The sequence below is a fragment of the Streptomyces tricolor genome (assembly GCF_002155905.1).
Taxonomy (GTDB): domain Bacteria; phylum Actinomycetota; class Actinomycetes; order Streptomycetales; family Streptomycetaceae; genus Streptomyces; species Streptomyces tricolor.
In genome coordinates, this window is record NZ_MUMF01000319.1 from 1 (window position 1) to 18,914 (window position 18,914).

The following is an 18,914-nucleotide window of genomic DNA, read 5'->3' on the forward strand; positions in this document are numbered from 1 at the left end:
GTCCCCACGGGCTCCCCGCCCCGGTGCGTGTTCCCCCGTACGCACCGGGGCGGGGCTTTTTTGCGCGCGGTCCCCGGAGCCCTTTGTTTCGGGTAGAAACAAAAGGTACCGTCGGCATGTCCACGGGACGGTCGGTCGGTGGCCGACGCCCCCGGGACGGTTAGGCTCTAGGCGCAAGGCACACCAGCCCCGCACTTCCAGCGTCACATCCAAGAAGGAGATGCTCGTGCCGTCCATCGACGTCGTCGTAGCCCGGGAAATCCTGGACTCCCGAGGCAACCCCACGGTCGAGGTCGAGGTCGGCCTCGACGACGGCAGCACGGGTCGTGCCGCCGTTCCGTCCGGCGCCTCGACGGGCGCCTTCGAGGCCATCGAGCTGCGCGACGGTGACCAGAACCGCTACCAGGGCAAGGGCGTCGAGAAGGCCGTCCTCGCCGTCATCGAGCAGATCGGCCCGGAGCTGGTCGGCTACGACGCCACCGAGCAGCGCCTGATCGACCAGGCGATGTTCGACCTGGACGCGACCGACAACAAGGGCTCCCTCGGCGCCAACGCCATCCTCGGCGTCTCGCTCGCCGTCGCCCACGCCGCCTCCGAGGCCAGCGACCTGCCCCTCTTCCGCTACCTGGGCGGCCCCAACGCGCACCTGCTGCCGGTGCCGATGATGAACATCCTGAACGGCGGCTCGCACGCCGACTCCAACGTGGACATCCAGGAGTTCATGATCGCCCCGATCGGCGCGGAGTCCTTCTCCGAGGCCCTGCGCTGGGGTGCCGAGGTCTACCACACCCTGAAGAAGGTCCTGAAGAACAAGGGCCTGTCCACCGGCCTCGGCGACGAGGGCGGCTTCGCCCCGAACCTCGGCTCCAACCGTGAGGCCCTCGACCTCATCCTGGAGGCGATCAAGGAGGCCGGCTACACCCCCGGCGAGCAGATCGCCCTGGCGCTCGACGTCGCCGCGTCCGAGTTCTACAAGGACGGCTCGTACGTCTTCGAGGGCAAGAACCGCACGGCCGCCGAGATGACCGAGTACTACGCCGAGCTGGTCGAGGCGTACCCGCTGGTCTCCATCGAGGACCCGCTGTTCGAGGACGACTGGGAGGGCTGGAAGACCATCACCGCCAAGCTCGGTGACAAGGTCCAGCTCGTCGGCGACGACCTGTTCGTCACCAACCCCGAGCGCCTGGCCCGCGGCATCGAGGAGGGCGCGGCCAACGCCCTGCTGGTCAAGGTCAACCAGATCGGCTCGCTGACCGAGACCCTGGACGCCGTCGAGCTGGCCCAGCGCAACGGCTTCAAGTGCATGATGTCCCACCGCTCCGGCGAGACCGAGGACGTCACCATCGCCGACCTGGCCGTCGCCACCAACTGCGGCCAGATCAAGACCGGCGCCCCGGCCCGCTCCGAGCGCGTCGCCAAGTACAACCAGCTGCTGCGCATCGAGGAGATCCTCGACGACGCCGCGGTGTACGCCGGCCGCAGCGCCTTCCCGCGGTTCCGCGCGAACCAGTAGGCACAGCGCTCTGCGAACCAGTAGGCACAGCAAGGGCTGAGCACCAAGCTGGCGTAAGCCTTAGCCAGTCGTACGTACGTCCCCGGACCCGGTCCCGTACCGTGTCCGGGGACGTACGCGCGTGTGTGAACGGGAGGCGGGAAGATGGCCGTGAAGGACCGTGACCGGTTCTCCACCGCGACGAGGCTCAGGCTGCTCGGCGAGCAGACCGCGGCCCGCGTCTACCGCTCGCAGACCAAGCGGCAGGCCCGCCGCTCCCGGCTCACCGGCCGCGCGGCGCTGCTCGCCCTGGTGCTGTGCACGATGATCGTCGCGCTCGCCTACCCCATGCGGCAGTACGTCTCCCAGCGCGCCGAGATCGCGGACCTCCAGCGGCAGCGGGAGCAGGCCCGCGAGCGGGTCGAGCAGCTGCGCGACCTGAAGGCCCGCTGGCAGGACGACGCCTACGCCGAGCAGCAGATCCGCCGCCGGCTGCACTACGTGAAGCCCGGCGAGACCGGGTACGTGGTCATCGACCCGGGCGCGGCCAGGCAGTCCCGCGCCGACCTCGGGGCCGCCCACCGGCCCTGGTACGCGAACGTCTGGGACGGCGTCGACAAGTCCGACGCCTCCGATCAGTGAACCGACAGAAAGCCTCCGAAAACCAGTCATGCACACGCCTCCGCCGCCCACTCCGCGCACCGAGCCCACCGACGCGGACGTCGAGGCCTTCAAGCAGCAGCTGGGCCGCCCGCCGCGCGGCCTGAGGGCCATCGCGCACCGCTGCCCGTGCGGTCAGCCGGACGTCGTGGAGACGGCCCCGCGCCTGCCCGACGGCACGCCCTTCCCGACGCTGTACTACCTGACGTGCCCGAAGGCGTCCTCCGCCATCGGCACGCTGGAGGCGAACGGCGTGATGAAGGAGATGACCGAGCGGCTGGGCCGCGACCCCGAGCTGGCCGCCGCCTACCGGGCCGCGCACGAGGACTACATCCGGCGCCGGGACGAGATCGAGGTCCTGCAGGGCTTCCCGAGCGCGGGCGGCATGCCGGACCGGGTGAAGTGCCTGCACGTGCTCGTCGCCCACTCCCTGGCCGCCGGCCCCGGCGTGAACCCGCTCGGCGACGAGGCCCTGGCCATGCTGCCGGAGTGGTGGCGCAAGGGCGCCTGCGTGACGTTCGACGACACCGAGGGGGACGAGAAGTGACCCGCGTCGCCGCCGTCGACTGCGGCACCAACTCCATCCGGCTGCTGGTCGCCGACGCCGACCCGGAGACGGGCGAACTGACCGAGCTGGACCGCCGGATGACGATCGTGCGGCTCGGCCAGGGGGTCGACCGCACCGGACGGCTCGCCCCCGAGGCACTGGAGCGCACCTTCGCGGCCTGCCGCGAGTACGCGGCCGTCATCAAGGAGTACGGCGCAGAGCGGCTCCGCTTCGTCGCCACCTCCGCCTCCCGCGACGCCGAGAACCGGGAGGACTTCGTCCGGGGCGTGCTGGACATCCTCGGGGTCGAGCCGGAGGTCATCACCGGCGACCAGGAGGCCGAGTTCTCCTTCACCGGCGCCACCAAGGAACTCACCGGCCGCACCGACCTCACCAGGCCCTACCTGGTCGTGGACATCGGCGGCGGCTCCACCGAGTTCGTCGTCGGCGACGACCGCGTGCGGGCCGCCCGCTCGGTGGACGTCGGCTGTGTGCGGATGACCGAACGGCACCTGGTGCACGAGGGCACGGTCGCCGATCCGCCCACCGAGGAGCAGATCGCCGCCATAAGGGCCGACATCGAGGCCGCCCTGGACCTGGCCGAGCAGACGGTCCCGCTGCGCGAGGCGCACACCCTGGTGGGCCTGGCCGGGTCCGTCACCACGGTCTCCGCGATCGCCCAGGATCTGCCCGAGTACGACTCCGCGCGCATCCACCACTCCCGGATCTCCCGGGACCGGGTGCGCGAGATCACCGAGCGGCTGCTGCGCTCCACGCACGCCGAGCGTGCCGCGATCCCGTCCATGCACCCGGGCCGGGTCGACGTCATCGGCGCGGGCGCCCTCGTCCTGCTCGCGATCATGGAGCGGATCGGGGCCGCGGAGGTCGTGGTGAGCGAGCACGACATCCTGGACGGCATCGCCTGGTCGGTGGCCTGACCCGGTGGCGTAGCTCTCTTTTGTTACTGAGTAGTAGCCATCTGCTGAGCAGGTTGGATAGCGTTTGAGCGGCATCGAGGGCCCCCTTGAGGGGCCCTCTGTCACGCCCGGGCGGAAAAGTTCGTGAAGTTCTTCACAAGGAATTCCCTCCGGCCGGACCCCGGAAGGGGGCCGATTGGCCCTTCCGGGGGGTCAAGAGCCGTTTGAACATGTTCAGATGGAGGGCGCGGAAGGGGCGCGGAGGGGGGTGTTCCGGCGGTGTCACGTCCCGCTCACGATCACCCCGGCGACCCGGAGAGGCAGCTCACGCGGCCTTGACAACGGGGCGAAGCGCCCCGCGGTTCCCTGCCGTGCGCATGACCTGCGTCACGCGGGCCGCGGAGTTTAACACAGGGCCTGTCAGACCTTGTGAAGGGGCGCACGAGCACCCCCCGGATGGCGGGTGGATACTCGATGGCATGAGCACCACGGAGCGTCCCAGGATCCTCGTAGTAGGCGGTGGGTACGTAGGCCTGTACGCAGCTCGGCGCATCCTCAAGAAGATGCGCTACGGCGAGGCGACCGTCACGGTCGTCGACCCCCGGTCGTACATGACCTACCAGCCCTTCCTCCCCGAAGCCGCCGCCGGCAACATCTCCCCTCGCCACGTCGTCGTCCCGCTGCGACGCGTGCTGCCGAAGGCGGAGGTCCTCACCGGCCGGGTCACCACCATCGACCAGGACCGCAAGGTCGCCACGATCGCCCCGCTGGTGGGCGAGGCGTACGAGCTGCCCTTCGACTACCTGGTCATCGCGATGGGCGCGGTCTCCCGCACCTTCCCGATCCCCGGCCTCGCCGAGCAGGGCATCGGCATGAAGGGCATCGAGGAGTCCATCGGCCTGCGCAACCACGTGCTGGAGCAGCTGGACAAGGCCGACTCCACGACCGACGAGGAGATCCGCCGCAAGGCGCTCACCTTCGTCTTCATCGGCGGTGGCTTCGCGGGTGCGGAGACCATCGGCGAGGTCGAGGACATGGCCCGGGACGCCGCCAAGTACTACAAGAACGTGTCCCGCGAGGACATGCGGTTCATCCTCGTCGACGCCGCCGACAAGATCCTGCCCGAGGTCGGCCCCAAGCTCGGCCAGTACGGCAAGGAGCACCTGGAGAGCCGGGGCGTGGAGATCTACCTCTCCACCTCGATGGACTCCTGCGTCGACGGCCACGTGGTGCTGAAGAACGGCCTCGAGGTCGACGCCAACACCATCGTCTGGACGGCCGGCGTCAAGCCGAACCCGGCCCTCGCCCGCTTCGGTCTGCCGCTCGGCCCCCGCGGCCACGTCGACTGCGAGCCGACGCTCCAGGTCAAGGGCACCGACTACATCTGGGCCGCCGGCGACAACGCGCAGGTCCCGGACCTCGTCGGCCGCAAGGCGGGCAACGAGAACGCCTGGTGCCCGCCGAACGCCCAGCACGCGCTGCGCCAGGCCAAGGTCCTCGGCGACAACGTGGTCTCCGGCATGCGGGGCTTCCCGCAGAAGGAGTACGAGCACGCCAACAAGGGTGCGGTCGCCGGTCTCGGCCTGCACAAGGGCGTGGCGATGATCGTCATGGGCAAGATGAAGATCAAGCTCAAGGGCCGCCTCGCCTGGTACATGCACCGTGGCTACCACGGTCTGGCGATGCCGACCTGGAACCGCAAGATCCGCGTCTTCGCCGACTGGACGCTCGGCATGTTCCTCAAGCGCGAGGTCGTCTCCCTGGGCGCCATGGAGAACCCGCGCGAGGAGTTCTACGAGGCCGCCAAGCCGGCGCCGGTCGCCGCCAAGCCGGAGGAGAAGGCCAAGGCCTCCTGACCTCCCGGTCACCCGTTCAGCCCGAAGGGGCCGCCTGCCATCCGTGGTGCGGGCGGCCCCTTCGGGCTGTCTGCGGTCCTGCGCCGCCGGTCAGACGGAACGGGGGGCCTCGGTGGACTCGGGCGTCCGGCCGGCCTGCCCGGCGTCCTTGTCCGGCACCACGACACTGTCCAGTACGCGCTGGTGGTCCTCGTCCATCAGGTCCTCCTGGCCGCCCACGGAGAGCGTGATCACAGTGACCAGGTACTGGCCGTGGTCGACGAAGCGGACGTGACCCGTGGTGCCGTCGTCCGCCACCAGGTCCGCGTGGAGTTCGCGTGCGCCGTCCGCGGTGGTGCTCTGCCGGACGTCGGTACTGCGTATGCGGTTCTTGGCGGACTTGGAGTCCTTGTTGTACGCGTCCACGTTGGCCTTGAGAGTGCGCTTGAGGTCCCAGGGGGTGTCCGGGTCCGTGCCGGGCACCTCCTCCACGGCGAAGGCGATGGCCCCGTAGTCGGTCGGCACCGCGTAGACGCGGCTGTGCACACCGTCCTCGACGCTCTTCTCCACCTCGGCCTTGCCGGGAAGCTGCACGGAGATGCCGCTCGGCGTGTCCGTGGTCTTGGCCCACTGCGGGGCGGCGGTGACGCCGGCCGCGGCGACGGTCGCGTTCTGCGGAGCCGGGGCCGCGAAGGCGCTGCCCGGCAGCAGCACACCTCCGGTGATCACCGTGGTGGAGGCGGCCAGCAGGGCGAGACGCTGGAAACGGGAAAGGCAGATCATGGGAATGCACCTCTTCGGAAGGAACGAACCGGGGATGCCTCCATTAGGACCCGCCTCCCCGAAGCCGGTCATGCCCCGCCTTCCCGTGACAGGAAATCCCGTGACTTGACCCCGGCCCCCATCCCGTCCACAATCCCCTGCCGCCACAACCTCAAGGAGAGCAGTCTTGGCGTGTACGGGTCAGTGGATGGTTCCCGGACCCAGGGACGCGCGAGCGCGGCAGCGCGGGGGCGGGGCACATGTGAAGTAATGATGAGAGTCAGCACTTCGATCGGCCAAATGAGAGTGGGCATCGGTAAGTTGAGAGGCCGGTAAGAGACTCTGCGATCCACCGGCGCCGGTCAGTGAAGTCCATCGAGGGCCTCAACTACTCGATCAAGGGCTCCGGTGGTTCAGGCAATGAGCTGGGCCGTGACCGAATCTTCACGCAGAGCCGGCCGCGCGGAAGCGGGAGATCGTTACATCGTGAGGTTCGGCAGGAGTGTGTACCAGGCTCTCGGGTTGGTCGTCGCTGCGGGTGTCGCGCTCTCGGCCTGTGCCGGAGGCGAGGACGAGGGCGAGAGCCGGGACAGGAATGATGCTCCGCAGGGTTGGAGCGTGTGCAATGAGCTTTTCGGCGCCGGCAGGATCGACCGGCTCCAGGACGAGATGGGTGGCGGCACCTTGGCGGTGCTGAACGCCGGCACGCCGGTGGGCGAACTGATGTCCGGCCGGGCGAGTGTCGCAAGGTCCTGGAAGCCGGGCAGCGAAGCGCATTATGCAAACACCAGTCGTCCCTGCGACCTCGGTATCGACGGAACGAGTAAGAGGTTCCACGCTTATGTGAGCTGGTCCGTCGACTCGCCGGAAGACATCAGGGCCGGTGATGCGGGCGAGGGTTGGCAGTCCCTGGGCAAGGATGTCTACGTCAGACGTGAAGACGGCGGCCTGCACCTGACCGCGGCCATTCCATGCAAGATCGAGGGCTCTCACAAGGCCCAGGAAGCCGAACTCCCCCTGGAAGTGGAGACCGAGGTCAGGAATGTCCCTGAGTTCGACACCGAGCTGCTGAGCGAGATGACCGCCCAGCTCGCGCGCAAGCTGGCGCACGGCCTCCCCTGCCGCAATGATCCAGCCGTGCCGAGCGAACTCTGAAAGGAAGCCGGTGACGGTGGCCTTCCGGTGACCGGCCGGCCGTCCCACGGCGGGCTCCGCGGTGTGCGTGGCGGGTACAAGCATTTTACCCAGCTGCAACACGCCGGGGGGACTGCGGCCGGGCCTCGCGTGTGTTTATGTGGCGTTGGACATTCCGGGATCTCTCGTCACGGAGGTGTGCGTCATGGCCGACGCCGCGCAGCGGCTGAGGAGTCTTGCCGAGCAGTTGCTGGGGGCCCCGCTCCCGGTGCGCTTGAGGGCCTGGGACGGATCGCAGGACGGGCCGCCGGACGCGCCGGCGCTCGTCGTGCGCAACCGCCGCGCCCTGCGCCGCATGCTGTTCAAACCGGGCGAGCTGGGCCTGGCCCGCGCCTGGGTCGCCGGTGACCTGGAGATCGAGGGCGACCTGTACACCGTGCTCGACGTGATGGCGGGCCTCGTCTGGGAGCGCGGCGAGGACGCCCGCGGCCTCGGCGAGGCCCTGCGCGACCCCGGTGTCCGGGCCGCCGCCCGCGAGCTGCTGAAACTGGCCGGCCCGCCGATCCCGCCCGCCCCGCCGCGCGAGGAGATCCGCAGACCCCGCCGGAATCTGCACACCCGCCGCACCGACCGGCGGGCCATCAGCCACCACTACGACGTCGGCAACGACTTCTACGAGATCGTCCTCGGCCCGTCCATGGTGTACTCCTGCGCCTACTGGGAGGACGCCGGAACCCTGGAGTCCGCCCAGCGCGACAAGCTCGAACTCGTCTGCGCCAAGCTGGGACTGAAAGAGGGTCAGCGGCTGCTGGACGTGGGCTGCGGCTGGGGCTCCATGGCCATCCACGCCGCCCGCGAGCACGGCGTGAGCGTCGTCGGTGTCACGCTCTCCCAGGAGCAGGCGGCGTACGCCCGCAAGCGCGTCGCCGACGAGGGGCTGACCGACCGGGTGGAGATCAGGGTCCAGGACTACCGGGACGTCGTGGACGGCCCCTTCGACGCCATCTCCTCCATCGGCATGGCCGAACACGTCGGCGCCGAACGGTACCTGGAGTACGCCCGCCAGCTGCACGCCCTGCTGGTCCCCGGCGGACGGCTGCTCAACCACCAGATCGCCCGCCGCCCGCAGCGCGACGAGTCGACGTACCAGGTCGACCCGTTCATCGACTCCTACGTCTTCCCGGACGGCGAACTCGCACCGATCGGCACCACCGTCACCCAGCTGGAACGGGCCGGCTTCGAGGTCCGCGACGTGGAGTCCATCCGCGAGCACTACGCCCGCACCCTGCGCCGCTGGGTCGCCAACCTGGAGGCCGACTGGGACCGCGCGGTCCGGCTCACCAGCCCCGGCCGGGCCCGGGTCTGGCGGCTGTACATGGCCGCCTCCGCGCTCGCCTTCGAACGCAACCGCATCGGCGTCAACCAGGTCCTGGCCATCCGCACCCCCGAGTCCGGCGCCTCCGGACTCCCGCTGCGGCCCCGCACCTGGCACGGCTGACGGCAGGACGGCTGACGGCAGGACGGCACCACAGGACGACACAGCGGTACGACAAAGGGGCCCCCTTCCGCGGGGGCCCCTTCCTCGTCGTACGACCGGCTACTCGGCCTTGATGGCCGCCAGCATGTTCAGCCGGGCCGCGCGGCGGGCCGGCCACAGCGCGGCCAGGACGCCCACCGTGCCCGCCAGCAGCAGGAACACCGCCATCCGGCCCCAGGGCAGCACCAGTTCGTACGTCGGCATCTTCGCGCCCAACAGCTCACCGGCCGCCCAGCCGAAGAACACGCCCAGGCCGATGCCCAGCACCCCGCCGAACAGGGAGATCACCAGGGACTCCAGGCGGACCATCCGCTTCACCGCCCTGCGGTCCAGGCCGATCGCACGGAGCATGCCGATCTCCTGCGCGCGCTCGAAGACGGACATGGCCAGCGTGTTGATGACGCCGAGCACGGCCACGATCACCGCCATGCCGAGCAGGCCGTAGACCATGTTCAGCACCAGCGTGAAGCTCTTGGCGATCTCGTTGGAGATGTCCTGCTTGTCCTGGACCTTGATCGCCGGGTTGGCGCCGAGAGTCTTCTCCAGCCTGTCCTTGACCCCGTCCGAGGCGCCGTCCGCGGTCTTGACCATGACCTGCATGTCGGCCGGGTCGGAGAGGTGCGGGGTGAGGACCTTGTTGTCGAGGATGATGCCGTTGAGCATCTCGTTGCCCTCGTACACGCCCGCGACCGTCAGCCGCTGCGCCTTGCCGTCCTCGAAGTGCGCGGTGAACCGCGAACCGGCCGACCAGCCGTACTCCTTGGCCCGGTCCTTGTCCACGACGACCCGGGTGCCGCCCACGCCGAAGGAGCCGTCGGTCACCTTCAGGTCCGTCAGCTCGCGGATCGACGCGCCGTCGACGCCGGTCAGGAACTCGGTGCCGCCGTCGATGCGGGACTCGCCGTTGCGCAGCGGGCTGCTCGCGGTGACCCCGTCACTGGCGGCGATCTTCTTCGCCACATCGGGGGAGAGCGGACCGCGGTTGGCCATCGAGACGACGTAGTCGGCGCGGATCGCCGAGCTGGCCATCTTGTCGATGGACTTCTGCAGGCTGCCCGCCATCACCGTCATGCCGGTGATCAGGGTCAGGCCGATCATCAGCGCGGAGGCGGTGGCCGCGGTACGGCGCGGGTTGCGCACCGAGTTCTGCCGGGCCAGCTTGCCCGACACCCCGAAGGCGCGCAGCAGCGGCGCGGCGGCGGCGATCAGCGGGCGGGACAGCAGCGGGGTCAGCACGAACACGCCGATGATGAGCAGGACCGCGCCGAGGCCCATCGCACCCTGGCCCGAGTCGGTGTCCATCGTCGTACCCACCAGCACCACCGCGACACCGGCCGCGGCGAACAGCGCGCCCAGCGTGTTGCGCAGCACCAGCGACTTGGTGGTGGCCTTGGCGTGCACGCTGCTCATCGCCGCCACCGGCGGGATCTTCGCGGCCCGGCGGCCGGGCAGCCAGGCGGCCAGCATGGTGATGAGGATGCCGACCGCGAGGGCGGCGACCACCGTGCCGGGGCTGATCACCAGCGGCCCGTCCGGCACGCTCGCGCCGAAGGAGCCCAGCAGGGACCGCAGGCCCGCGCCGATGCCGACACCGGCGGCCAGGCCGGTCACACCGGCGACCGTGCCGACCGCGAACGCCTCGATGAGCACCGAGCGGGTGACCTGGCGGCGGGAGGCGCCGACCGCCCGCAGCAGGGCCAGTTCCCGGGTGCGCTGGGCGACCAGCATGGTGAAGGTGTTGGCGATGATGAACGTGCCGACGAACAGGGCGATTCCGGCGAACACCAGCAGGCCCTGCTTCAGGCTGCTCATGGACGAGGCGATGAGCTCGGCCTGGTCGTCGGCGAGCTGCTCGCCGGTGGTGGTGTCCACCAGCTTCGCGGGCAGGGCCTTGTCCAGCTCGGCCTTGAGCGCCGCCTGGCTGGTGCCGGGCGCGGCCTGCACGTCGATCTCGTCGTACGTGCCCTTCTTGCCGAACAGGGCCTGCGCGGTCGGCGTGTCGAACAGGGTGAGGCTGCCGCCCGCGGCGACGTTGCCGTCGTCGGTGGTGAAGATGCCGCTGATGACGGGTGTGAGGACCGGGCCGTCGACGGAGAGGCGCACGGTGTCGCCGACCTGGTAGCCGGCCCGCTTCGCGGTCGCGGAGTCGATCAGCACCTCGTCCTTGCCGCGCGGGGCGTGGCCGCTGACCAGCGGGTAGCGGGGGTCCTCGGTGCCCCAGTAGTTGCCGCCGGCGGACTGCCAGTCGCCGCCGACCAGCTTGCCGTCCTTGTCGGCGACGGCGGTGAAGCCGGTGACGACACCGGTGGCGGAGGCGGCCCCCGGCACCTTGGCGGCCTTCTCCAGCAGGGCCTGGGTCAGCTCGGGCGTCCTGCCGACCTGGTTGCCCTTGGAGTCCTGGTACTCGGGCTGTACGGCGACGTCCACCCGGTCGAAGCCCTTGGCGGAACTCTTCTGGTAGGCGTCGGAGATGGTGTTGGTGAAGACCAGCGTCCCGGACACGAACGCGACGCCGAGCATGACGGCGAGCACGGTCATCAGGAGCCGGGCCTTGTGCGCGAGGACGTTGCGCAGGGCGGTGCGGAACATCAGCGGGTACGGCCCTTCACGTCGAACTCGGGGGTCTGGGGGTTCCCCCCGGGGAGATTGCGCATGAGGTCGAGGACGGAGTCGGCCGTCGGGCCGTGGATCTCGTCGACGATCCGTCCGTCGGCCAGGAAGACGACGCGGTCGGCGTACGCGGCGGCCACCGGGTCGTGGGTCACCATGACCACGGTCTGGCCCAGTTCGCGCACCGAGTTGCGCAGGAAGCCGAGGACCTCGGCGCCGGAGCGCGAGTCGAGGTTTCCGGTCGGCTCGTCACCGAAGATGATGTCGGGCCGGGAGGCGAGGGCCCGGGCGACGGCGACGCGCTGCTGCTGACCGCCCGACAGCTGGGACGGCCGGTGGCTGAGCCGCCCGGACAGCCCCACCATTCGGATGACCTGATCCAGCCAGGCCTTGTCGGGCTTCCGGCCCGCGATGTCCATGGGGAGGGTGATGTTCTCCAGGGCGGTCAGGGTCGGCAGCAGGTTGAACGCCTGGAAGATGAAGCCGATCTTGTCTCGGCGCAGCTTGGTCAGCTGCTTGTCCTTCAGGGACCCCAGCTCGGTGTCCCCGATCCGGACGGACCCGGAGGAGAAGGTGTCCAGACCGGCCACGCAGTGCATCAGCGTGGACTTGCCGGACCCGGACGGCCCCATGATCGCGGTGAACTCGGCCTGCCGGAAGTCGACCGAGACCCGGTCCAGGGCGACCACCCGGGTCTCACCCTGCCCGTAGATCTTCGACAGCTCTGTGGCGCGTGCGGCCACGGCCGTGGTCCGGCCGGCGGTGGGTGTGGTGGTCACGGGACGGTGCTCCTGTCGGGACGACGTGTGTTCCTGGGGACCGTTCCATCGTCCCGGCGCCCGGCGGGCCTGTAGTCAGTCGCTGTTCCGGTTCCGGAGGGCGACTCGGGTCGGACGGCGGGGCCCGGTGTCATACCTGGGGAGGACGGGCGACCCTGACTCCCGGCTTGGGGATAACAGGTGGAACACCCTCGTTCGGACGGTGAAATTCCGTCATTTCGCGTACGCGCGCGGAGCCGTCGCGTCAGGCTATTGGCAAGTGCGGATGGCGCGTTCCGGCGGCTGATGCACCCTCAGACGTCAATAAAATAAGACAACATCGGTCCACCCTTCCGCTGTTCGGGGGATGGCTCCCGATAGGCTCGAACCTCGAAGCGGAGCCCATGGCCTGCCCGGATGGTGGAATGCAGACACGGCGAGCTTAAACCTCGCTGCCCCTTCGCGGGCGTGCCGGTTCAAGTCCGGCTCCGGGCACCTTCTCCTGACGTCACCCCCTCGACCCGCCGAACCCTCGCACGACCGTTGACAGGGGGTCCCGCGCGGTCGGAGACTCGCGCTCGGATGTGAGTGAAGGAAATTTCACCAGACGAACGCCAGCAGGGTCGGTGGCGGAGAAGGGGACGGTCGATGCGTACCACCGTCGGGATCATCGGAGCGGGGCCGGCCGGGTTGCTGCTCGCGCGGTTGCTGTACCGGGCGGGGATCGAGTCGGTCGTCCTGGAGAGCCGCGACCGGGGCTACGTCGAGCGGCGCCAGCGGGCCGGGATCCTGGAGCAGGGCACGGTGGACGTGCTGCGCGCCGCCGGGGCCGGGGAGCGGATGGACCGGGAGGGGCTGCGGCACGACGGGATCGAGCTGCGCTTCGACCGGCGCCGGCACCGCGTCGACTTCCCCGCGCTCACCGGCGGGCGGTCCGTGACCGTCTACGCCCAGACCGAGGTCTGCAAGGACCTCATCGCGCTCCAGCTCAAGGAGGGCGGGCCGCTGCTGTTCGGGGCCGAGGCGCTGGCGGTGGAGGGCGCGGCGGGGGACCGGCCGCGGATCCCCTTCCGGTACCAGGGGCGCGAGGTCGTGCTGGAGTGCGACTACGCCGTCGGCTGCGACGGCTTCTGGGGCGTGTCCCGCCAGGCCTTCCCGGCGGAGGTCTCCCGCGTGTTCGAGCGGACGTACCCCTACGCCTGGCTCGGCGTCCTCGCCGACGTCGCCCCCTCGCACGACGAACTCGTCTACGCCCGGCACGAGCGCGGCTTCGCCCTGCTGTCGATGCGGTCGCCGTCCGTCTCCCGGCTCTACCTCCAGGTGCCCGCCGGCACGGAGGCCGGGCGGTGGAGCGACGAGGAGATCTGGGACGAGCTGGAGCGCCGGTTCGAGACGGACGACGGCTGGCGGCTGGAGCGCGGGCCGGTCACCCAGAAGTCGGTCACCCCCATGCGCTCCTTCGTGCACGAGCCGATGCGGCACGGCCGGCTCTTCCTCGCCGGCGACGCCGCCCACATCGTGCCGCCGACCGGCGCCAAGGGGCTGAACCTCGCCGTCGGCGACGTCGTCACCCTCGCCCGGGCCCTCGTCCACGAGAAGGAGACCGGCTCCGCGGACCTCCTCGACGCCTACTCCGCGACCTGTCTGCGCCGGATCTGGCAGGCCGAGCGGTTCTCCTCCGACATGACGGCCCTGCTGCACCGGGCCCCGGACGCCACCGCCTTCGACGCCCGCCTCCAGCTGGCCCGGCTGGAACGGATCGCCTCCTCCCGCGCGGCCGAGACCGAGCTGGCCGAGGCGTACACAGGGTTTCCGCTCGGTTAGCCGTCCGTCCATGGCCGGGAATCAGACGTCCGCGTAGCGTGTTGGGCAGCACAGCAGGGGAAAGATCCTCCTCAAGTATCATGGTCGATCCTTTGCCAATCCATTACTCTTGAGCCAAGGCTGCGCTCGGTAGCCATGGAGGAGTGAAATGAGGAGCAGCAACCCGGTCTTCTCGCGACGGGGGTTCAGCCGCGACAACGGCTACGCCGGCTTCAACACCGCACCGCAGGCCGGGTACGCACAGGGCAACCCCTACGCGCAGAACCCGTACGCACAGAACCCGTACGCGCAGGGCGACGTCCAGTACGGCGCCCCGCCGCAGGCCCCGGCCACCACCGACCGGATGACCATGGACGACGTCGTCGTCCGCTCGGCCATCACGCTCGGCACGGTCGCCGTCGGCGCCGTCCTCGCCTGGGCCCTGCTGCCGGTCTCGGGCACCAGCTACGGCCTGGCCATCGGCGCCGCGCTGATCGCGTTCGCCCTCGCGATGGTCCAGAGCTTCAAGCGGAGCCCGTCGCCCGCGCTGATCCTCGGGTACGCCGCCTTCGAGGGCGTCTTCCTCGGCGTCCTCAGCGAGATGTACAACAGCCGCTGGAGCGGAGCCCCCTTCCAGGCGGTGCTCGGCACCATGGCGGTCTCGGGCGCGACCCTGCTGATCTACAAGGCCGGCTGGATCCGCGTCACCGCCCGCTACGCCCGTATCGGTCTGGCCATCGCGATCGCCTTCATGGTGGTCATGGCGGTCAACCTGCTGCTGGTCGCCTTCGGCGTCGCCGAGGACGGCGGACTGCGCAGCTTCGGCCCGCTCGGCGCCGTTGTCGGCATCATCGCGATCGTGCTCGGCGCCTTCTTCCTGACCCTCGACTTCAAGCAGATCGAGGACGGCATCGCCTACGGCGCCCCGCGCAAGGAGTCCTGGCTGGCCGCGTTCGGCCTCACCATGACCCTGGTGTGGATCTACGTGGAGATGCTGCGGCTGGTGGCGATCTTCAGCAACAACGACTAGCGCGCGAGCGCAGGTCACAGGCAGGGCCCCGGGCGATCCGCCCGGGGCCCCTGTGCCGTTCAGCGCAGCTTGCGCGCCGCCCTCCTCAGGTCGTACTCGTGCACGATCGCCTTCGCGTGGCCGTACGCGAGGTCGTACTCGTGCCGGAGCCAGCTGACCTTCTCCTCGAAGCGGAAGAGCGCCGGGCCTTCTTCGACGGTGCGCAGCCAGTCGGAGATCTCACGACCGGTGCAGTGCGGGATGCGGGCGAGCAGATTGCGGTGGGTCTCCTCCGAGAAGACGTGGGACATCGGCGCCTCCGAACGCAAAGGGGATGTAAGCCGGTCCTTCACGTCACCGTGCCTGAGCGTTCGCGTATTGGCAACAGTGCGGGGCGTTACGCTCGGCGGGTGGTTGATACGACGCCCTTGACCCAAGCAGTGGATCACTTCGCCGACCGGCTGCGGGCGGCGCCGCAGAGCCGGCTGCAACGAGGCGCCGCCGCGGAGGCCCTGGCCCTGGCGCGGGAGCTGTCCCGGCGGGCCCAGCTGACGGAAGAGCCCGGGCGCGAGCCGCGGGAGATGCCGGACGCGGGGATGTTCGCCGCGGCGGATCAGATCCTCGTGGCCGCGCACGACCTCGCGGTCGTGCTGCGGAGCGAGGATCAGGTGGCCGAGGCCGTGCGACTGGTGGAGGAGGCGCGGAAGCGGGCGGGGGTGTGAGGGCGTCCGGCTACAGGGACGCTATGACGCGGTCCGCCAGGATGTACACCGTCTCCTCGCCGCACGCGAACGTCAGCGTGTACGCCCCCGAGATGCCGGAGCCGCCCAGGAGGTACGGCGTCTCGCCCGACTCCAGGGCCGCGGCCAGGCGTTCCGCCGTCTCGCGGTGGCCCGGGGTCATGCACAGCGTGGTGCCGTCGGCGAAGACGTAGACGTCGAGGGTGCCGAGCGGGCCGGGACGGACGTCGGCGAGTTCGACGCGCTCGGCGGCCAGCTCCTCCAGGGTGGTCACCGTGCGCTCGTGGTCGCCGACGGCCGGCGACTGCACCGGGACGAAGTCGGGGTGCGAGGGGTGCCGGCGGCGGGCGGCGGCCAGTTCGGGGGACTCCGCGGGAGCCCCGCCCTGGACGACGTCCTTGAACTCGTCGGCGTCGACGCCGGGCTCGGCCACCGGCTCCAGCGGCTCCAGGCCCACGAAGTCCGCCTGCCGGGGCAGGAAGACGTCGGCCTCGGGCAGGCCGAACAGGGAGGGCGCGTCGGAGGCGTCGCGGGCCTCCTGCGCCGCCCAGAAGGCGCGGGCCTCGGCCAGTTCGCGCTCGCGCTCCTCGGCCAGCGCCGCGGCCACGGCCGCGCGTATCTGGTCGGCGTCGGCACTGGTGCGGGCGTTCGGCAGCAGGGCGCGCGTGGTGGCCGCCCGGTCATCGGCGAGCTGCCGCTGCAACTCGGTGAGCTGGCGGCGCAGCTTCAGAACGGTGCGCAGGACGGCGACGCCCACGGCGCCGGTGGCTGCCGTGGTGAGCAGCAGGGCGATCGGCATGGCGCTCACTGACATACTCCCGGTTCAAAGTCGACCCCCGACTTCCTACATCAGCTTGAAGGGCGGACTAACCAGCTGTCAGTGCGTAACGTCACGAAACGGACAGGACTTTGGACTCGTGGTTTCGTCGTGCGCTGTGCTGACCCGCGCTGACCTGCACCGATGTGCAGGGCGAGCGAGATAGGTCACATCCTGGGGGAGATTCGATCACGGAAAGGCCCAGAACCTTGGTGTTTCCTCGGTTCTGGGCGCTTCTGCGACGTAACGTGCGTGGTTCGCTACGGACGGTGGGTCAGCTGAGGCGCTCGATGACCATCGCCATGCCCTGGCCGCCGCCGACGCACATCGTCTCCAGGCCGAACTGCTTGTCGTGCCACTGGAGCGAGTTGATCAGGGTGCCGGTGATGCGGGCGCCCGTCATGCCGAAGGGGTGGCCGACGGCGATGGCGCCGCCGTTGACGTTCAGCTTGTCGAGGTCGATGCCGAGGTCCCGGTAGGACGGGATGACCTGGGCGGCGAAGGCCTCGTTGATCTCGACCAGGTCGATGTCGTCGATGGTCAGGCCGGCGCGCCGGAGGGCCTGCTTGCTGGCCTCGACCGGGCCGAGGCCCATGATCTCCGGGGAGAGGCCGGAGACGCCGGTGGACACGATCCGGGCGAGCGGGGTCAGGCCCAGCTCGCGGGCCTTGGTGTCGGACATGATGACGAGCGCGGCGGCGCCGTCGTTGAGCGGGCAGCAGTTGCCGGCGGTGACGAGGCCGTCGGGGCGGAAGACCGGCTTCAGACCCTGCACGCCCTCCAGGGTGACGCCGGCGCGCGGGCCGTCGTCCTTGCTGACCACCGTGCCGTCGGGCAGCGTCACCGGGGTGATCTCGCGCTCCCAGAAGCCGCTCTTGATGGCTTCCTCGGCGAGGTTCTGCGAGCGGACGCCGAACTCGTCCATCTCCTGGCGGGTGACGCCCTTCCAGCGGGCCAGGTTCTCGGCGGTCTGGCCCATGGCGATGTACGGGTCGGGCAGCAGGCCGTCCTCGCGCGGGTCGTGCCAGGTCGTGCCCTCCTGCTGGGCGACGGACGCGGTGCGCGCCTCGGCCTCGGCGAACAGCGGGTTGTGCGTGTCCGGCAGGCCGTCGGAGCTGCCCTTGCGGTAGCTGGAGACCATCTCGACGCCGGCCGAGATGAAGACGTCGCCCTCGCCGGCCTTGATGGCGTGCAGCGCCATGCGGGAGGTCTGCAGGGAGGAGGAGCAGTACCGGGTGATCGTGCAGCCCGGCAGGTGGTCCATGCCCATCTGTACGGCGACGATCCGGCCGAGGTTGTGGCCCTGCTCGCCGCCGGGGAGGCCGCAGCCGAGCATCAGGTCGTCGATGTCCCGGGGGTCCAGCTCGGGGATCTTGGCGAGCGCCGCCTGGATGATCGTGGCGGTCAGGTCGTCGGGGCGCAGGTCCTTCAGGGAGCCCTTGTTCGCGCGGCCGATGGGGGAGCGGGCGGTCGAGACGATGACGGCTTCGGGCATCACGGCTCCAGGGGAAGGGGGTTGGGCAGGGCCGGTTGGGAAGTTACCCGTCCGTATGGCCCAGGTCACCGGTGTTGCGGTGTGACACTGACCGCAATTGTCTAAGCGCTTGCTTGGTCCCGTCGGCCGGGTCCTCGCCCCCCGACCCGGTGGGCCGAGAGGAGGGGACAGGGAATCCGTACGACGACGCCGACCGTGTCCCCGGTGCGACCGCCCCGAACCGCGCCCGCCACGGCACCTTTCCCGCCGGCCGGACCGGCCGGGCGGGCGAGGCCGGTCAGAGCGGCCGGGTCGCCGGCTCCGCCTCCGCTACACGGCGGCGGCGCCTCCGCTTGAGCAGCGCCCACGGCCCGCGCGGCCCCGTCGGCATCGCCGCCGTCACCTCCGTGCCCGCCTCGGAAGCGGCCTCCGCGGCGGCCCGCGCCACCGGCAGGAACCCCTCGCGGCGCGACACGTCCGGCCGTTCCTCCTCCGCCGGCCACAGGCCCAGCGCCGCGCACACCGTCGGCAGCACCGCCATCGCCGCCGTCGCGTACCCCTCCGCCGAGGGGTGGTAGTTGTCCGGGCCGAACAGCTCCCGCGGGTTCGCCTCGAACTCGGGGCCCAGCAGGTCGCCCAGCGAGACCGTGCGCCCGCCCTGCTCCACCACCCCGATCGTCTGGGCCGCCGCCAGCTGCCGGGACGCCCGCCGGGCCAGCCATCGCAGCGGCTGCTGCACGGGCTCGATCGTGCCGAGGTCGGGGCAGGTGCCGACGACCACCTCGGCGCCGGCCGTGCGCAGCCGCCGTACCGCCGCCG

17 protein-coding genes and 1 tRNA gene are annotated in these 18,914 nt (G+C 70.4%); 11 read left to right on the plus strand and 7 right to left on the minus strand.

Features of this window, described 5'->3' with window-relative positions:
* Positions 1–226: 226 nt before the first annotated feature.
* The 5 genes from eno to CCN44_RS22815 all read left to right on the plus strand — a co-directional run bounded on the left by eno (position 227) and on the right by CCN44_RS22815 (position 5,472).
* The gene (gene eno, locus CCN44_RS22795; RefSeq protein ID WP_059255112.1) at positions 227–1,513 is read left to right on the plus strand and encodes a phosphopyruvate hydratase; all 1,287 of its coding nucleotides are present in this window, start codon (positions 227–229) and stop codon (positions 1,511–1,513) included.
* Positions 1,514–1,657: 144 nt separating this feature from the next.
* A complete protein-coding gene (locus CCN44_RS22800) occupies positions 1,658–2,134 on the plus strand; it encodes an FtsB family cell division protein (RefSeq protein WP_059251044.1) in 477 nt (158 codons plus the stop codon).
* A gap of 28 nt (positions 2,135–2,162) precedes the next feature.
* Positions 2,163–2,699, plus strand: a complete 537-nt coding sequence (locus CCN44_RS22805) for a DUF501 domain-containing protein (RefSeq protein WP_059251046.1) — start codon at positions 2,163–2,165, stop codon at positions 2,697–2,699.
* Positions 2,696–3,637: a Ppx/GppA phosphatase family protein gene (locus CCN44_RS22810; protein ID WP_059251047.1), complete on the plus strand. Its 942-nt coding sequence runs from the start codon at positions 2,696–2,698 to the stop codon at positions 3,635–3,637. Before CCN44_RS22805 ends, CCN44_RS22810 begins: the two co-directional genes overlap by 4 nt.
* Before the next feature lie 458 nt (positions 3,638–4,095).
* Positions 4,096–5,472 (plus strand): NAD(P)/FAD-dependent oxidoreductase, encoded by a 1,377-nt coding sequence (locus CCN44_RS22815; protein WP_079081055.1) that lies wholly within the window; start codon positions 4,096–4,098, stop codon positions 5,470–5,472.
* A 90-nt stretch (positions 5,473–5,562) separates the two neighbouring features.
* On the opposite strand, the gene CCN44_RS22820 is transcribed toward CCN44_RS22815, so the two are convergent.
* A complete protein-coding gene (locus CCN44_RS22820) occupies positions 5,563–6,234 on the minus strand; it encodes a hypothetical protein (protein ID WP_059251051.1) in 672 nt (223 codons plus the stop codon).
* A gap of 411 nt (positions 6,235–6,645) precedes the next feature.
* On the opposite strand from CCN44_RS22820, the gene CCN44_RS22825 reads away from it, so the two are divergent.
* Both CCN44_RS22825 and CCN44_RS22830 read left to right on the plus strand, forming a co-directional pair.
* Positions 6,646–7,368 carry a hypothetical protein gene (locus CCN44_RS22825; RefSeq protein ID WP_143649917.1) on the plus strand — a complete coding sequence of 241 codons (723 nt, stop codon included), beginning with the start codon at positions 6,646–6,648 and terminating at the stop codon, positions 7,366–7,368.
* A gap of 184 nt (positions 7,369–7,552) precedes the next feature.
* On the plus strand, positions 7,553–8,845 hold the full coding sequence (locus CCN44_RS22830; RefSeq protein WP_059251053.1) for an SAM-dependent methyltransferase: 1,293 nt from the start codon (positions 7,553–7,555) through the stop codon (positions 8,843–8,845).
* A 99-nt stretch (positions 8,846–8,944) separates the two neighbouring features.
* Here CCN44_RS22830 and CCN44_RS22835 read toward each other — a convergent pair whose 3' ends face one another.
* A complete protein-coding gene (locus CCN44_RS22835) occupies positions 8,945–11,473 on the minus strand; it encodes an ABC transporter permease (protein WP_086699040.1) in 2,529 nt (842 codons plus the stop codon).
* Complete coding sequence (locus CCN44_RS22840) at positions 11,473–12,273, minus strand: ABC transporter ATP-binding protein (protein ID WP_059251057.1); 801 nt, start codon at positions 12,271–12,273, stop codon at positions 11,473–11,475. The genes CCN44_RS22835 and CCN44_RS22840 overlap by 1 nt, the downstream gene beginning before the upstream one ends.
* 390 nt (positions 12,274–12,663) lie before the next feature.
* On the opposite strand from CCN44_RS22840, the gene CCN44_RS22850 reads away from it, so the two are divergent.
* The 3 genes from CCN44_RS22850 to CCN44_RS22860 all read left to right on the plus strand — a co-directional run bounded on the left by CCN44_RS22850 (position 12,664) and on the right by CCN44_RS22860 (position 15,085).
* Positions 12,664–12,747, plus strand: a tRNA-Leu gene (locus CCN44_RS22850).
* 153 nt (positions 12,748–12,900) lie between these two features.
* Positions 12,901–14,076: a 4-hydroxybenzoate 3-monooxygenase gene (locus CCN44_RS22855; protein WP_086699047.1), complete on the plus strand. Its 1,176-nt coding sequence runs from the start codon at positions 12,901–12,903 to the stop codon at positions 14,074–14,076.
* Positions 14,077–14,224: 148 nt separating this feature from the next.
* Positions 14,225–15,085, plus strand: a complete 861-nt coding sequence (locus tag CCN44_RS22860) for a Bax inhibitor-1/YccA family protein (RefSeq protein ID WP_086699052.1) — start codon at positions 14,225–14,227, stop codon at positions 15,083–15,085.
* A 59-nt stretch (positions 15,086–15,144) separates the two neighbouring features.
* On the opposite strand, the gene CCN44_RS22865 is transcribed toward CCN44_RS22860, so the two are convergent.
* Positions 15,145–15,375: a DUF4287 domain-containing protein gene (locus tag CCN44_RS22865; RefSeq protein ID WP_059251063.1), complete on the minus strand. Its 231-nt coding sequence runs from the start codon at positions 15,373–15,375 to the stop codon at positions 15,145–15,147.
* Between the two features lie 129 nt (positions 15,376–15,504).
* Between CCN44_RS22865 and CCN44_RS22870 the strand changes: the two genes are divergently transcribed.
* Positions 15,505–15,786 (plus strand): hypothetical protein, encoded by a 282-nt coding sequence (locus tag CCN44_RS22870; RefSeq protein WP_059251065.1) that lies wholly within the window; start codon positions 15,505–15,507, stop codon positions 15,784–15,786.
* Between the two features lie 10 nt (positions 15,787–15,796).
* Here the strand turns inward: CCN44_RS22870 and CCN44_RS22875 are convergent, their stop codons facing one another.
* The 3 genes from CCN44_RS22875 to CCN44_RS22885 all read right to left on the minus strand — a co-directional run.
* Complete coding sequence (locus CCN44_RS22875) at positions 15,797–16,612, minus strand: hypothetical protein (RefSeq protein ID WP_086699056.1); 816 nt, start codon at positions 16,610–16,612, stop codon at positions 15,797–15,799.
* A gap of 283 nt (positions 16,613–16,895) precedes the next feature.
* The gene (locus tag CCN44_RS22880; protein WP_059251069.1) at positions 16,896–18,116 is read right to left on the minus strand and encodes an acetyl-CoA C-acetyltransferase; all 1,221 of its coding nucleotides are present in this window, start codon (positions 18,114–18,116) and stop codon (positions 16,896–16,898) included.
* A 277-nt stretch (positions 18,117–18,393) separates the two neighbouring features.
* Positions 18,394–18,914, minus strand: a 521-nt coding sequence (locus CCN44_RS22885) for an SGNH/GDSL hydrolase family protein (RefSeq protein WP_331478613.1), incomplete at its 5' end; no start/stop codon positions are given.

Excerpts from the sequence above, each read along its gene's own strand:
- CCN44_RS22820 (WP_059251051.1), bottom strand. The coding sequence starts at position 6,234 with ATGATCTGCCTTTCCCGTTTCCAGCGTCTCGCCCTGCTGGCCGCCTCC.
- CCN44_RS22855 (WP_086699047.1), top strand. The coding sequence starts at position 12,901 with ATGCGTACCACCGTCGGGATCATCGGAGCGGGGCCGGCCGGGTTGCTG.
- CCN44_RS22860 (WP_086699052.1), top strand. The coding sequence starts at position 14,225 with ATGAGGAGCAGCAACCCGGTCTTCTCGCGACGGGGGTTCAGCCGCGAC.
- CCN44_RS22800 (WP_059251044.1), top strand. The coding sequence starts at position 1,658 with ATGGCCGTGAAGGACCGTGACCGGTTCTCCACCGCGACGAGGCTCAGG.
- CCN44_RS22830 (WP_059251053.1), top strand. The coding sequence starts at position 7,553 with ATGGCCGACGCCGCGCAGCGGCTGAGGAGTCTTGCCGAGCAGTTGCTG.
- CCN44_RS22865 (WP_059251063.1), bottom strand. The coding sequence starts at position 15,375 with ATGTCCCACGTCTTCTCGGAGGAGACCCACCGCAATCTGCTCGCCCGC.
- CCN44_RS22805 (WP_059251046.1), top strand. The coding sequence starts at position 2,163 with ATGCACACGCCTCCGCCGCCCACTCCGCGCACCGAGCCCACCGACGCG.
- CCN44_RS22815 (WP_079081055.1), top strand. The coding sequence starts at position 4,096 with ATGAGCACCACGGAGCGTCCCAGGATCCTCGTAGTAGGCGGTGGGTAC.
- CCN44_RS22880 (WP_059251069.1), bottom strand. The coding sequence starts at position 18,116 with ATGCCCGAAGCCGTCATCGTCTCGACCGCCCGCTCCCCCATCGGCCGC.
- CCN44_RS22835 (WP_086699040.1), bottom strand. The coding sequence starts at position 11,473 with ATGTTCCGCACCGCCCTGCGCAACGTCCTCGCGCACAAGGCCCGGCTC.